The organism is Pseudomonas sp. REB1044, from assembly GCF_038813925.1.
Taxonomy (GTDB): domain Bacteria; phylum Pseudomonadota; class Gammaproteobacteria; order Pseudomonadales; family Pseudomonadaceae; genus Aquipseudomonas; species Aquipseudomonas boreofloridensis.
This window is the reverse complement of the sequence record NZ_CP046139.1, coordinates 310,308-324,416: the sequence shown is the minus strand read 5'-3', so window position 1 is coordinate 324,416 and position 14,109 is coordinate 310,308. Positions and strand designations below refer to the sequence as shown.

General features: G+C 64.3%; 13 protein-coding genes. 6 read left to right on the top strand and 7 right to left on the bottom strand.

The genetic code is table 11. The features are described from left to right. Nucleotide 1: 1 nt before the first annotated feature. From ssuD to GKC70_RS01435, 5 genes are all read right to left on the bottom strand, one after another. Nucleotides 2-1,150 (bottom strand): FMNH2-dependent alkanesulfonate monooxygenase, encoded by a 1,149-nt coding sequence (ssuD, locus tag GKC70_RS01455; protein ID WP_342650236.1) that lies wholly within the window; start codon nt 1,148-1,150, stop codon nt 2-4. 61 nt (nt 1,151-1,211) lie between these two features. Then, nucleotides 1,212-2,177, bottom strand: coding sequence for a sulfonate ABC transporter substrate-binding protein (locus tag GKC70_RS01450; protein WP_039581436.1), 966 nt, complete (start codon nt 2,175-2,177; stop codon nt 1,212-1,214). Nucleotides 2,178-2,262: 85 nt separating this feature from the next. Then, the gene (ssuE, locus tag GKC70_RS01445) at nt 2,263-2,856 is read right to left on the bottom strand and encodes an NADPH-dependent FMN reductase (protein ID WP_342650235.1); all 594 of its coding nucleotides are present in this window, start codon (nt 2,854-2,856) and stop codon (nt 2,263-2,265) included. A gap of 224 nt (nt 2,857-3,080) precedes the next feature. Continuing rightward, the gene (locus GKC70_RS01440) at nt 3,081-3,719 is read right to left on the bottom strand and encodes a peroxiredoxin (protein ID WP_029612867.1); all 639 of its coding nucleotides are present in this window, start codon (nt 3,717-3,719) and stop codon (nt 3,081-3,083) included. Nucleotides 3,720-3,883: 164 nt separating this feature from the next. Next, the gene (locus tag GKC70_RS01435; protein WP_342650234.1) at nt 3,884-5,215 is read right to left on the bottom strand and encodes an OprD family porin; all 1,332 of its coding nucleotides are present in this window, start codon (nt 5,213-5,215) and stop codon (nt 3,884-3,886) included. Between the two features lie 477 nt (nt 5,216-5,692). Here GKC70_RS01435 and tauA point away from each other — a divergent pair, with 477 nt between their 5' ends. From tauA to tauD, 4 genes are read left to right on the top strand one after another with little or no spacing between them, the layout of a single operon-like run. Continuing rightward, nucleotides 5,693-6,664, top strand: coding sequence for a taurine ABC transporter substrate-binding protein (gene tauA, locus GKC70_RS01430; RefSeq protein ID WP_342650233.1), 972 nt, complete (start codon nt 5,693-5,695; stop codon nt 6,662-6,664). 39 nt (nt 6,665-6,703) lie between these two features. Then, nucleotides 6,704-7,495 carry a taurine ABC transporter ATP-binding subunit gene (tauB, locus tag GKC70_RS01425; RefSeq protein ID WP_029612871.1) on the top strand — a complete coding sequence of 264 codons (792 nt, stop codon included), beginning with the start codon at nt 6,704-6,706 and terminating at the stop codon, nt 7,493-7,495. Beyond that, entirely contained in the window at nt 7,492-8,331 is an 840-nt protein-coding gene (tauC, locus tag GKC70_RS01420; protein ID WP_342650232.1) for a taurine ABC transporter permease TauC, read from the top strand. Before tauB ends, tauC begins: the two co-directional genes overlap by 4 nt. Before the next feature lie 29 nt (nt 8,332-8,360). Further along, nucleotides 8,361-9,194: a taurine dioxygenase gene (gene tauD / locus GKC70_RS01415; protein WP_342650231.1), complete on the top strand. Its 834-nt coding sequence runs from the start codon at nt 8,361-8,363 to the stop codon at nt 9,192-9,194. Between the two features lie 57 nt (nt 9,195-9,251). On the opposite strand, the gene betT is transcribed toward tauD, so the two are convergent. Further along, nucleotides 9,252-11,213, bottom strand: a complete 1,962-nt coding sequence (gene betT / locus GKC70_RS01410; protein WP_209435543.1) for a choline transporter BetT — start codon at nt 11,211-11,213, stop codon at nt 9,252-9,254. 268 nt (nt 11,214-11,481) lie between these two features. Next, nucleotides 11,482-12,414, bottom strand: coding sequence for a serine O-acetyltransferase EpsC (gene epsC / locus GKC70_RS01405; protein WP_039581456.1), 933 nt, complete (start codon nt 12,412-12,414; stop codon nt 11,482-11,484). A 235-nt stretch (nt 12,415-12,649) separates the two neighbouring features. On the opposite strand from epsC, the gene tcyJ reads away from it, so the two are divergent. Next, the gene (tcyJ, locus tag GKC70_RS01400) at nt 12,650-13,444 is read left to right on the top strand and encodes a cystine ABC transporter substrate-binding protein (RefSeq protein WP_029612873.1); all 795 of its coding nucleotides are present in this window, start codon (nt 12,650-12,652) and stop codon (nt 13,442-13,444) included. After that, on the top strand, nt 13,444-14,109 hold the full coding sequence (tcyL, locus tag GKC70_RS01395) for a cystine ABC transporter permease (protein WP_342651577.1): 666 nt from the start codon (nt 13,444-13,446) through the stop codon (nt 14,107-14,109). Before tcyJ ends, tcyL begins: the two co-directional genes overlap by 1 nt.

The following is a 14,109-nucleotide window of genomic DNA, read 5'->3' as shown; positions in this document are numbered from 1 at the left end:
CTCAGCTCTGCGACACGGATTTGGGCAGGATGTCGTTGGCCACCATCTCGCCGAACGGACTCACGTAGCCGCCCGTCTTGACCGGTTCCGGGCGCTGCACGTCCAGGTGCGGGAACAGCAGCTCGGCGACGCGATACGACTCTTCCAGGTGCGGATACCCGGAGAAGATGAAGGTATCGATGCCCAGGTCCGCGTATTCCTGCACCCGCGCGGCCACTGTTGGGCCGTCGCCGACCAGCGCTGTGCCGGCACCGCCGCGCACCAGGCCGACACCGGCCCACAGGTTGGGGCTGACTTCCAGGTTGTCGCGCCGGCCCTTGTGCAGCGCCGCCATGCGCTGCTGGCCGACCGAGTCGAAGCGCGCCAGCGAAGCCTGGGCGCGGGCGATGGTGTCGTCGTCCAGGTGCGAGATCAGCCGCTCGGCGGCGGCCCAGGCCTCGGCATTGGTTTCCCGCACGATCACATGCAGGCGGATGCCGAAGCGCACTTCGCGGCCCTGGGCCTTGGCTTTCTCGCGCACCGCTGCGATCTTCTCGGCCACGGCCGAAGGCGGCTCACCCCAGGTCAGGTACAGTTCGACCTGCTCGGCGGCCAGGTCCTGGGCGGCCTCGGACGAGCCTCCGAAATACAGGGGCGGGCGCGGTTGCTGGATCGGCGGGTAGAGCAGCTTGGCGCCTTTGACCTGCAGGTGCTTGCCGTCATAGTCGACCACCTCGCCTTCGAGCACCTTGCGCCAGATACGGGTGAACTCCACCGACGCCTCGTAGCGCTCCTGATGGTTCAGGTGCAGGCCGTCTCCGGCCAACTCGTCGGGGTCGCCGCCGGTCACCAGGTTGAACAGCGCGCGGCCATTGGACAGGCGATCCAGCGTTGCCGCCTGGCGCGCCGCCACGGTCGGCGAAATGATGCCTGGGCGCAGGGCCACGAGAAACTTCAGGTGCTGGGTCACCGGAATCAGCGACGCAGCCACCAGCCAGGAGTCCTCGCAGGAGCGACCGGTGGGGATCAGCACGCCACCGAAACCGAGGCGGTCGGCCGCCTGGGCGATCTGGGTCAGGTAACCGTGGTCGACGGCGCGGGCGCCCTCGGTGGTGCCCAGGTACTTGCCGTCACCGTGGGTGGGCAGGAACCAGAAAATGTTCAGACTCATTGGAGTGGTCTCCTCAAAAGGGGCAGGCACCGTAACGACGCTACGGCGCGCGTATCAGGGTTCAGGGCGCGCTGGCGACCTTGGCTGCCGGGGTCCAGATCACATCCTTGATGCTCAAGGGCTTGGGAATCAGCTTCAGGGCCTGGAAGGTGTCGGCGATCTTCTGTTGCGCGGCGACCACGTCGGGGCTCAGCGGCGCGGCGCCGTAGCCCTGGCGCTTGACCGAGGTGAGCGTGATGTCCGCCGGCAGGCCCAGCAGCGGCGCGACTTGATCGGTGACCTGCTGCGGGTTGGCCTGGGCCCATTGGCCCACTTCGCGGACTTGCTCGATGAGCGTGCCGATCACGGCCGGGTGCCGCGTGGCGAAGTCTCGCGTGGCGAGATAGAACTGGTGGTTGTCGACCAGACCCTCACCATCACGCAAGGTACGGGCCTGCAATTGCTGCTCGGCGGCAGCCTGGTAAGGGTCCCAGATCACCCAGGCATCGACGCTGCCGCGCTCGAAGGCGGCGCGGGCATCGGCGGGCGGCAGGTACACCGGCTGGATATCGCTGTACTTCAAACCGGCGTCTTCGAGGGCGCGCACCAGCAGGTAGTGCACGTTGGAGCCCTTGTTCAAGGCCACCTTCTTGCCTTTGAGTTCCTTGACCGAATGAATCGGCGAATCCTTGGCCACCAGGATCGCTTCGCTGTGCGGGGCGGGCGGCTCGTAGGCCACGTAGAGCAGATCGGCGCCGGCAGCCTGGGCGAAGACAGGCGGGGTCTCGCCGGTGACGCCGAAGTCGATGGAGCCGACGTTCAGCCCTTCGAGCAGTTGCGGCCCACCGGGGAACTCGGTCCATTGCACGTCGATACCTTGCTCGGCCAGGCGTTTTTCCAGCGCGCCCTTGGCCTTGAGCAGCACCAGGGTGCCGTATTTCTGATAGCCGATACGCAGGGTATCGGCCTGGGCTTGGGTGATGACGCCGAAGGTCACGGCCGCCGCGAACAGGGCGACCAGACCACGACGCAAAAGGACGGTGCGCATGGCGCTCTCCTGTGCGAATGAGGTTCGGGTTGCACCTGCTTGCCTCGTTGACGGGCGAGTAAGGTGGCGAAACGGTGAAGCGGGTTCAGATGCTCCAGCGAGCGCTGATCAGGCGTTCTTCGAGTACGCCCGGGGCCAGCGGCCTGGGCCGTCGGGCCAGGGCGGCGTGGAAGGTCTGCAGCGAGTCCAGCAGGCGCGCCTGCAAGGCTTCGGCCAGGCGCGCAGGCTGGCTGGCGTCGGCGTAGGCGACCTGGCTGTCGTCGGCGAAGATCCCTTGCAGGGTTTCCTGCGCCTTGAGCGTCGACAGCACGGGTTTGAGGGCATAGTCCACGGCCAGCATGTGGGCGATGCTGCCGCCGGTAGCGATGGGCAACACCACCTTATGTTCCAGGGCGCGCTCGGGCAGCAGGTCGAGCAGCGTCTTCAGCGCGCCGGAGAAGGAAGCCTTGTACACCGGCGTGGCGACGATCAGCCCGTCGGCCTGGGCCACCAGTTGCTGGAAGTGTTGTACCTGGGGGCTGTCGAAGCGCGCATGCAGCAGGTCTTCGGCAGGGAATTCCCGCACCTGGAAAGTCACCACTTCCACGCCGCGATCCTGCAACCACTGGCGCGACTGTTCGAGCAGCACGCCGGAACGTGATCGTGTACTGGGGCTGCCGCCTATTGAAACAACCAGCATCTGAACGATTCCTTGAATGAATTTCCGGGGAGGCCCCTTGGGATGACTGCGACATTAGCACTCGATGTCATATATCCATAAATCATATTTTTTTATTTGTTTATTCTTTTAGCTGATATACGACAACAGCGGTGCGCGACCACTTTCACTGAAACTCACCCATAAAAAAGGGCCGTCGAAACGGCCCGAGTACCCTGCATGGCTAGGAGCAGTGCAACGAGAATTCAGCGATTGGGTTGCGGCGTCAGGCGCAAGTATGGCTTCACCGCCCGATACCCTTTAGGGAAGCGCTGGCGGATTTCCTCCTCGTCCTTGAGTGAGGGCACGATCACCACGTCGTCGCCATCCTGCCAGTTGCCCGGCGTGGCCACTTTGTGGCTGTCGGTCAGTTGCAAGGAGTCGATCACCCGCAGGATCTCATTGAAATTGCGCCCGGTACTGGCCGGATAGGTGATGGTCAGGCGCACCTTCTTGTTCGGGTCGATCACGAACAGAGAGCGGACGGTGAGGGTATCGCTGGCATTGGGGTGAATCAGGTCGTAGAGGTCCGACACCTTGCGGTCGGCGTCGGCGATGATCGGGAAATTCACCACCGTGTTCTGCGTTTCGTTGATGTCCTCGATCCACCTGTGGTGCGAATCGACCGGGTCCACCGACAAGGCGATGGCCTTGACGCCGCGCTTGGCGAACTCATCCTTGAGCTTGGCGGTCAGCCCCAGCTCGGTGGTGCAGACTGGGGTGAAGTCGGCCGGGTGCGAAAACAGCACGCCCCAACTGTCGCCCAGCCACTCGTGAAAGCGCAGGGTGCCGACGCTGGAATCCTGTTCGAAGTCGGGGGCGATGTCGCCAAGTTTGAGGCTCATGGAAGCGGCTCCTGTGCATGTCTGGCCTTGTAGGATCGACTGTGCCTGCTTCCGAACAAAAACAAAAAGAATAGATCACGATTTATTTATAACTATTTTGCACATCGAATCGCAGGCATAAAAAAGCCTCGCAAGGTGCGAGGCTTCTTGGGTGTCGCTACGACTTACATGAAGTTGTAAGTGTAGTTGACGATGAAGCGGGTCTGGTCCTGATCGGCCAGCGAGCTGGTGCCAGTACCACGGTAGACACCGTGACGCAGGGTAGCGCCCAGGCCTTTGAAGGTACCTTGCTGGATCACGTAGTCGATGCGCGCGTCGCGCTCCCACTCGCTGAAGGTGCCGTTGCCGTTGGCGTTCTTGCCGTCTTCGCCTTTGAGGTAGGAAACCGAAGCCTTCAGGCCCGGTACGCCCAGACGTGCGAAGTCGTAGGAGTACTGACCGAAGGTGGTGTTCTCACCGGCCTTGGCGAACTGGTTGATCATGCTGTCGGTGAACAGGTAGAAGCTGGCACCGCCGGCGCCTTCCGGACGACCGTTGCCGTCGCGAACGCTGCCTTGGTTCAGCCAGACGAAGCCACCATCGTCGTTGACGCGCTGATGACCCAGCAGGAAGGCGTGACCACCCAGGGTATAGGTGAAGATCGCCGACCAGGTCTTGTTGTCGACCTCGCCCGGGGTCTTGGCATAGCCACCGTTGTTGTTGAAGTTGTAGCCACCGCCCTTGCCGTTGCGGCCGTCGCTGCTGCTGTCGAAGTAGCGCAGGTCGGTCTTGAACGACTGGTCGTCGGCGATCTTGAAGACGTGGGTGGCGCCCAGGAAGTGCTGTTTGTAGAAGTCTTCCAGGTTCGAGTAGTAGTACTGCAGTGTCAGGTCAGGCGTGAGCTTGTAGTCCAGACCACCGAAGCGGAACTTGTTGCTGTCGGCAGTGGCACCGTTGACCGACAGGCCGGTACGGTTGCTCGACGCGCGACCCATGGCGTGGGTCAGCTGACCGGCGTTGATGGTCAGGTTGTCGATTTCTTTCGACTGGATGGTGCCGCCTTCGAAGGTCTGTGGCAGCAGACGGCCGTCGTTGGAGACCAGGATCGGCAGGTTCGGGGCCAGGGCGCTACCGAAGTGCACTTCGGTCTTGGAGAAGCGGGCCTTGGCGTTGGCGCCCAGGCGTGCCCACTGGCTGGCAGAGGAACCGTCGCTGTCGCTCGGGAAGAAGCTGCTGTTGTCCGGGTGCTTGCCACGGCCGCCGTCGAGGTGGATACCCCACAGTGCCTGGGCGTCGACGCCGAAGCCAACGGTGCCCTGGGTGAAACCGGAGATGTAGTCGAGCTTGAAGCCCTGACCCGACTCACGGTTGTCGGCACCGCCATCGCGGTTGTCGTTGTTGAAGTACATGGTGCGCGAGCTGACGGACAGTTTGCTGTCCTCGATGAAGCCGGCGGCGCCTGCTTGTTGGGCGAGAACCCCCACTGCCACGGCCAGGGCCAGGCTGGACTTGTACATGCTTTGCTCCTCTACGTTCTAATTTTTGTACTCTCCAGGCGGTGGGATCTTCATGCCCCACTCACCCCGGGTAAGCGATTTAGCACCAAGGTGTGACCGGTAAGTCAATCGTTACCGGGTAGTACACGACTTTGGTCTAAGGCTTCCTGCGCTACAGGATAATGACAATCCTATAAATCCAAAATGACCGTTTTGTGAAACGGTCAGATTATTACGGAATAACGATGGAACCTTCAGCTGCTTTTGTTGTATCGGCGCGACGACTGATCGCTGAAGGTTATGTGCAAACCTTTGCCTGTCACATTCGAACAAAAGTCGTCAGAGCTTAGCCTTTCACGAAAATTTCACAAGGGCTCGATGACCGCTGCAAGTACAAAAAATTGCCGCCTAAGCTAATTCTTAAAAGTTATTTATTTTTGAATTCTTAGATCATTTAGGCTCGCCGTCATTCTTTCCAGCTTGACGCGAGGTTCGCCCATGCCATCCCCTGTCCTGCCGCGCCTGTTCGCCACCTTGCTGCTCGGCAGCCTGAGCGGTCTCGCCCAGGCTGCCGACGTGACCGTGGCCTACCAGACCACCGTCGACCCGGCCAAGGTCGCCCAGGCCGCCGGTCGCTACGAACAGGCCAGCCACGCCAGCATTGATTGGCGCAAGTTCGACAACGGCGCCGACATCATCGCCGCCGTGGCCTCCGGCGACGTGCAGATCGGCTACCTGGGTTCCAGCCCGCTGGCCGCCGCCACCACCCGCAAGGTGCCGGTGCAGACCTTCCTGATCGCCACCCAGATCGGCGCCGGTGAGGCGCTGGTCGCGCGCCAGGGCATCGATACCCCGCAGGATCTGATCGGCAAGAAGGTCGCCGTGCCCTTCGTCTCCACCGGGCACTACAGCCTACTGGCGGCGCTGAAAACCTGGAACATCGACCCCGCCAAGGTGCAGATCCTCAACCTCGCACCGCCGGCGATCATCGCCGCCTGGAAGCGCGGCGACATCGACGCCACCTATGTCTGGGATCCGGCCCTGGGCGTGGCCAAGGAAACCGGCAAGGTGCTGATCACCTCCGGCGAGCTGGCGCAAAAAGGCGCGCCCACCTTCGACGCCTGGATCGTGCGCAAGGACTTCGCCGAGCAGCACCCGCACATCGTCAAATCCTTCGCCCAGGTCACCCTCGACGCCTACGCCGTCTATCGCAAGGATCCGCAAGCCTGGCTGGCCGATGCGCACAACGTGAGCGCGCTGGCCAAGTTGTCCGGGGCCAAGGACACCGACATCCCCGGCCTGCTGCAAGGCAACGTCTACCCGCTGGCCGCCGAGCAGAAGGCCTTGCTGGGCACGCCCAGCACCGAGGCGCTCAGCCACACCGCGGCCTTCCTCAAGGAACAGGGCAAGGTCGAGGCAGTGCTGCCGGACTACGCGCCCTACGTCACCGCCCAGTACCTGCCCGACTGATCAGTTGAAGGCGCCACGCGGCGCCAATCGGAGCCCGCCATGGCCTTGCTCGAACTGGAGCGCATCAGCGCACAGTACCCCGGCGCCAGCACCCCGGTGCTGGATGACATCAACCTGACCCTGGCCCCCGGCCAACTGCTGGTCGCGCTCGGTCCCTCGGGCAGCGGCAAGACCTCGCTGCTGAACCTGATCGCCGGTTTCGTCGCGCCCAGCGGCGGGCGCATCACCCTCGATGGCCAACCCGTGCGCGGCCCCGGCGCCGACCGTGGCGTGGTGTTTCAGGACGACGCGCTGCTGCCCTGGCAGACCGTGCTCGGCAACGTCGCCTTTGGCCTGGAACTGGCCGGCATTCCCCGCGCACAACGTGAAGCCAAGGCCCGCGAGATGCTGGCCCTGGTCGACCTGGCCGGGTTCGCCGAGCGGCGCACCTGGCAACTCTCGGGCGGCCAGAAACAGCGCGTCGGCCTGGCCCGCGCCCTGGCCGCCGACCCACGGCTGTTGCTGATGGACGAGCCGTTCGGCGCCCTCGATGCCTTCACCCGCGAGCAGATGCAGACCTTGTTGTTGCAGGTGTGGCAGCGCACGGCCAAGCCGGTGCTGCTGATCACCCATGACATCGAAGAAGCGGTGTTCCTGGCCAGCGACCTGATTCTGCTGGCGCCCAATCCGGGACGGGTGGTCGAGCGCCTGCAACTGGACTTCGGCCAGCGCTACGCCGCTGGCGAATCGGCACGGGCGATCAAGTCCGACCCGCGCTTCATCGAAACCCGCGAGCACGTGCTGTCGCGCGTGTTCGCCCAACGCGGTGTGCACCGCGAGGAGTCCGCATGAGTACGCTGGAGCTGCCAGTCACCGGCAAAACGCACGCCTCGGCGTCGCCGACCGTCAACCCACGACGTGCGCTGTCGACCCGCTGGATCAGCGCCCTGACCCTGGCCAGTCTGCTACTGGCCTGGTGGCTGGTGACGGCCGCCGGCTGGGTCGAGCCGCTGTTCCTGCCGTCACCCGGCGATATTCTGGCCAAGGGCTGGGTGCTGCTGACTCAGGGCTACATGGACATGAGCCTGTGGCAGCACCTGAGCGCCAGCCTCGGGCGCATCGGCGCCGCCCTGCTGGCGGCCACGCTGACGGCCATTCCGGTCGGCGTCGCCATCGGTTGCAACCGCGTGGCGCGCGGCGTGCTCGACCCGCTGATCGAGTTCTACCGGCCCATCCCGCCACTGGCCTATCTGCCGCTGATCGTGATCTGGTGCGGCATTGGCGAGCTGTCGAAGGTGTTGCTTATCTACCTGGCGATCTTCGCCCCGATCGCCATCGCCACGGCCACCGGTGTGCGCACCGTCGATCCAGCGCGGCTACGCGCCGCGCAGTCGCTGGGGGCGAGCCGGGCGCAACTGATTCGCCATGTGATCCTGCCCAGCGCCCTGCCCGACATTCTCACGGGCGTGCGCATCGGCCTGGGCGTCGGTTGGTCGACCCTGGTCGCCGCCGAACTGATCGCCGCCACCCGCGGCCTGGGCTTCATGGTGCAGTCGGCCGCGCAGTTCCTGGTCACCGATGTGGTGGTGCTCGGCATCGTGCTCATCGCGCTGATCGCCTTCGCCCTGGAAATGGGCCTGCGCGCCCTGCAACGCCGCCTGGTGCCTTGGCACGGACAGAGCCACTGACCTTCGCCCCCTGCATAGCGAGCCCCGACATGAGCCTGACCCTCACTCCCCTCAGCCCGGCGCTGGGCGCCCAGATCGACGGCATCGACCTGTCGCGCGAACTCTCTCCCGCGCAGCGCGATACCCTCGAACAGGCCTTGCTCGAGCACCAGGTGCTGTTCTTTCGCAAGCAATTCATCACCCCGGCGCAGCAGGCGCGTTTTGCCGCGCACTTCGGCGACCTGCACATCCACCCGATCTACCCCAACGTGCCAGAAACGCCCCAGGTGCTGATCCTTGACACGGCGGTCACCGACGTGCGCGACAACGCCGTCTGGCACACCGACGTGACCTTTCTGCCGACCCCGGCGCTGGGCGCGGTGCTCAGCGCCAAGCAAGTGCCCGCCTATGGCGGCGATACCCTGTGGGCCAGCGGCATCGCCGCGTTCGAGGCACTGTCGGCACCGTTGCAGCGACTGCTCGACGGCCTCAGCGCCACCCATGACTTCACCCGCTCGTTTCCGCTGGAGCGCTTCGGCAGCACAGCCGAGGACCTGGCACGCTGGGAAGCCACCCGGCGCAACCACCCGCCGCTGTCGCACCCGGTGGTGCGCACCCACCCGGTCAGCGGACGCAAGGCGCTGTTCGTCAACGAAGGCTTCACCACGCGCATCAACGAACTGGCCGAACACGAGAGCGAGGCGCTGCTCAGGCTGCTGTTCGCCCACGCCACGCGGCCGGAGTTCAGTATCCGCTGGCGCTGGCAGGAGGGGGATGTGGCGTTCTGGGACAACCGCGTGACCCAGCACTACGCGGTGGACGATTACCGCCCGCAACGGCGGGTGATGCACCGCGCGACGATTCTCGGGGATGCGCCGTTCTGAACACCTGCGCGGGTCACCCTCGACCCGCGCAGGCCTTCACCACGACAACGCCGCGTGCTACCTGACCAGATGCAGGAACTGCATGTGCCGCTCGTACTGGTCGAGGATGTCGTTGATGATCTGCTCCTTGCTGTAGCCGACCAGATCGTAGTTCTGACTGCCCTCGGCCAAGTGCACCTCGGCGCGGTAGTAACGGCGGTTCTTCAATTCCTGGGCGCCCAGCCCGCCCAGGGCGAAGGACGGGGTGAAGTAGCCGCGCATCTGCACTTGGTAGATGAACGGCTGTTCCTCGCCGTGGCCGACCTTGAGGCTGACGTTGTCATGGCTCGGGTCGTCCTGGGTGATCAGGGTCAGCCCCTTCTGCTCGAACACCTCGGTCACATCGGCGATCGCCGGACGCACCACGTCGTCCATGAAGCGGTATACCTCGTCGCGCGATGGGAAGTGCACCGCCTGGCTCAGGCGATGCCGCCAGCCACCCCGGCCCCGGCGGGTCTGGGCGAACGGCGCCAGGGAGTGCATCTGCGCGATGCGCCGCTGGCTCTCCAGGTAGAACGCCTTGTGCAGCCCCCACATCATGCACAGCAGAATCAACGAGAACGGCAACGAGGTGAGCACCACCGCCGACTTCAGCGAATCGATGCTGCCGGCGAACAGCAGCGCACTGGTGACCAGCGCGGTCATCGCGCCCCAGAAGATCCGCAGCCAGTTCGGGCCGTCTTCGTCGGCATCCCCGCCCTTGGCCGACAGGGTCGACAGCACCACGGTGCCGGAGTCGGCGGAGGTGACGAAGAACACGAAGCTGATGAACACGGTGACGGCGATCACCGTCTTGCTCCAGGGGTAGGTTTCCAGCAGCAGGTACAGGCTCATGGACGGGTTGTCCAAGGCTGACTGGCCCAGCGCGGTCATGCCGTGATTGATGACCTGGTCCAGGGCGCTGTTGCCGAAGATCGACATCCAGGCCAGGGTGAAGCCCAGCGGAATCAGCAGCACGCCGAAGACGAATTCACGGATGGTGCGCCCGCGCGAGATGCGCGCGATGAACAGCCCCACGAACGGCGACCAGGCAATCCACCAGGCCCAGTAGAACACCGTCCAGCCGCCCAGCCAGTCACGGTTCTCGCCGTAGGCATACACGTCGAAACTCTTGCGCGGCAAGGCGCCCAGGTAGTCGCCCAGGTTCTGGATCAAGGTATTGAACAGGTGCTGGGTGGGACCGGCGAACAGCACGAACAGCAGCAGCGCGCAGGCCAGGAACAGGTTGATGTCGCTCATCACCCGCACGCCCTTCTCCACCCCGGCGACCGCCACGGCCACCGCCGCGCCCATCATCAGCACGATCAGCAGCACCTGCACCCATTGGCTGTGGTCGATGCCGAACAGGTAATCCAGGCCGGAATTGAGGTGCAGCACGCCGAAGCCCATGTCCGCGCCCAGGCCGAACACCGTGGCGATGATGCCGAAGCCGTCCACCGCATAGCCGATCGGCCCGTTGATGCGCTTGCCGATCAGCGGATACAGCGCCGAGCGCAGCGCCAATGGCAGGTTGTGGCGGTAGGCGAAGTACGCCAGGGCCATGCCGACGAAGGCGAACACGCCCCAGCCGTGCAGGCCCCAGTGCAGGAACAGGATCTGCATGGCCTGGCGCCCGGCCTCGACCGTGCCCGCTTCGCCCTGGGGCGGCTGCAGCATGTGGGTCAGCGGTTCGGACACGCAGAAGAAGAACAAGGTGATGCTGATGCCGGCGGCGAACAGCATGCCGGCCCAGGACAGGTAACTGAACTCGGGCTCGTCATGGTCGGCGCCGAGCTTGATCTTGCCGTAGCCGGACACGGCCGTGACCACCACGAACACCAGGTACAAGGTCATGGCCAGCATGTAGTACCAGCCGACCGTGTTGGCCGCCCAGTTCTGCGCGGCCAGCAGCCAGTCGCCCGCCGCCTGGGGATTGGCGATGACGACGAGACCGAAGATAAGGATGAAGCTTGCCGCGAAATAGAACACCGGCGGGTTCATGCGGACCTTGCCGTTGGCAAGGGAAGTGGTCGGTGCACTCATGGACGGCGCACCTCGACAGCGGTGAAAAGGTTCGGGTTGAACGGGTTCAGCAAAGGGAATCCTCCTGTTGAACACCGGCAGCGGACCAGCGTTTTAAATTGAACAAGCGTTCAAGTTAAACACGGTTCGAGCTTCGATGCGACCGTTGGCCGCTGACCGGGCGAGTGATTGACCTTGCTTTTTCGCCAGCAGTTCCAGGCACATCGCCACAGGAACCGCTGATCCCTCACTGCTTGTCCTGACAATCCAACTGCAAATTGGCCTGGGTGATATTGCTCTCGGCCGGCACGCTGCGGGTCAGCCAGACGTTACCGCCGATGGTCGAGCCCTTGCCGATGGTGATGCGCCCGAGGATGGTCGCACCGGCGTAGATCACCACGTCGTCCTCGACGATCGGGTGCCGCGCCAGGCCCTTGTGCAGGGTGCCGGACTCGTCGCTGGGGAAACGCTTGGCGCCCAGGGTCACCGCCTGATAGATACGCACCCGCTCGCCGATGATCGCCGTCTCGCCGATCACCACGCCCGTGCCATGGTCGATGAAGAAACTCGGGCCGATCTGCGCGCCGGGGTGAATGTCGATGCCCGTGGCCGAGTGCGCCAGCTCCGAGCTGATCCGCGCCAGCAGCGGCAGGCCGGCTTTGTACAGGTGGTGCGCCAGACGGTGATGGATGATCGCCAGGATGCCGGGATAGCACAGCAGCACCTCATCCACGCTGCGCGCCGCCGGGTCGCCGTGATACGCCGCCAGCACGTCGGTGTCGAGCAGCACGCGCATCTGCGGCAGGGCAGCGGCGAAACCCTGGATCAGGCTCAAGGCGTGGGCGTCGACATCCTCGACGTCGACAGTGCCGTGCCGCGCCGCATAGCGCAGTTCCAGGCGCGCCTGGGTCAGCAGCGAGGTGAGCGCGGCATCCAGGGTGTGCCCGACATAGAAGTCTTCGCTTTCCTCGCGCAGGTCCACCGGGCCCAAGCGCATGGGAAACAGCGCGCCGCACAACTGTTCGAGGATCTCGCGCACCGCCTCGCGCGACGGCAGCTCGCGACCGCCCTGCTTGTTGCTGCAGCGGCCATTGCGGCTGCGCCACTGGTCACGGGCCTGGCGCAGCTCGCTGACGATGGTCGGCAATTGCCAATGGCCGGTGGAAGGATGTTCGCTCACGGTGGTCTCCTGGCTGGCGGCGGCCGGATGAATCGGCGCAGATGATAGGCGAATCACTCTACGGCAATTCTTCCCTTGGAAAAAACACCGCTTTATTCCATTCTGCGCCGAGTGCCGCAGCGCCGGTGCGCAGCTCAATAGCGCAACGGAATAACAGCTTCGTTTTTAGTATTTCCCGAGCTAACGGCTCACCCCTATAGTCGCCACCTACTCTAACAACAGTGCGGGAACAGCCATGACTCGACTTACCAAGCCCCTTCTGAACGCCAGCCTGGCCCTCCTGCTGGGCGCCGGCCTGTTCAACGCCGCCTTCGCCGGCGAGGAACTGAAGACCATCCAGGAAAAAGGCGTGATCAATGTCGGCCTGGAAGGCACCTACCCACCGTTCAGCTTCGTCGACGAAAACGGCAAGCTGGCGGGCTTCGAAGTGGAACTGGCCGAGCTCCTGGCCAAGCAATTGGGGGTCAAGGCCAAGGTTCAGCCGACCAAGTGGGACGGCATCCTCGCCGCGCTGGAATCCAAGCGCCTGGACGTGGTGATCAACCAGGTCACCATCTCCGAAGAGCGCAAGAAGAAGTACGACTTCTCCGAGCCCTACACCGTTTCCGGCATCCAGGCGCTGGTGCTGAAGAAGAAGGCCGAGCAGTTGAACATCCAGACCGCCCAGGACCTGGCGGGCAAGAAGGTCGGCGTGGGTCTGGGCACCAACTATGAACAGTGGGTCAAGCAGGACGTGCCCAAGGCCGACGTGCGCACCTACGAAGACGATCCTAGCAAGTTCGCCGACCTGCGCAACGGCCGCATCGACGCCATCCTGATCGACCGCCTGGCGGCGCTGGAGTACGCGCAGAAGGCCAAGGACACGCAACTGGCTGGCGCTGCCTTCTCGCGCCTGGAGTCCGGCGTGGCGCTGCGCAAGGGCGAACCGGAGCTGCTCGCGGCAATCGACAAGGCCCTGGAAACGCTCAAGGCTGACGGCACGCTGGCCAAGCTGTCCGAGAAATACTTCGGTGCCGATGTCACTCGATGATGCCTGAGACCCTGCAACTGGTGATCGACTCCGCGCCCTTCCTGCTCAAGGGCGCGGGCTACACGGTGCTGCTCAGCGTCGGCGGTATGTTCTTCGGCCTGGTGCTGGGCTTCGCCCTGGCGCTGATGCGCCTGTCGAAGATGCTGCCGCTGGACTGGCTGGCGCGGCTCTACGTCTCGTTCTTCCGCGGCACGCCCTTGCTGGTGCAGTTGTTCGTGATCTATTTCGGCATGCCGCAGATCGGCATCGAGCTCGATCCGATCCCCGCCTCGCTGATCGGCCTGTCGCTGAACATGGCGGCGTACATCTGCGAGATCTTGCGCGCCGCCATTTCCTCCATCGACCGAGGCCAATGGGAGGCGGCGGCCAGCATCGGCATGACCCGCACCCAGGCCATGCGCCGGGCGATCCTGCCCCAGGCCATGCGCACCGCCCTGCCGCCGCTGGGCAACAGTTTCATCTCGCTGGTCAAGGACACCGCCCTGGCCGCGACCATCCAGGTGCCGGAGCTGTTCCGCCAGGCGCAGTTGATCACCGCGCGCACCTTCGAAGTGTTCACCCTGTACTTGGCCGTGGCGGTGATCTACTGGATCCTCTGCAGCGTCCTGGCCTACTTCCAGAACCGCATGGAAGCGCGCGTCAACCAGCATGACCAGGAGCACTGA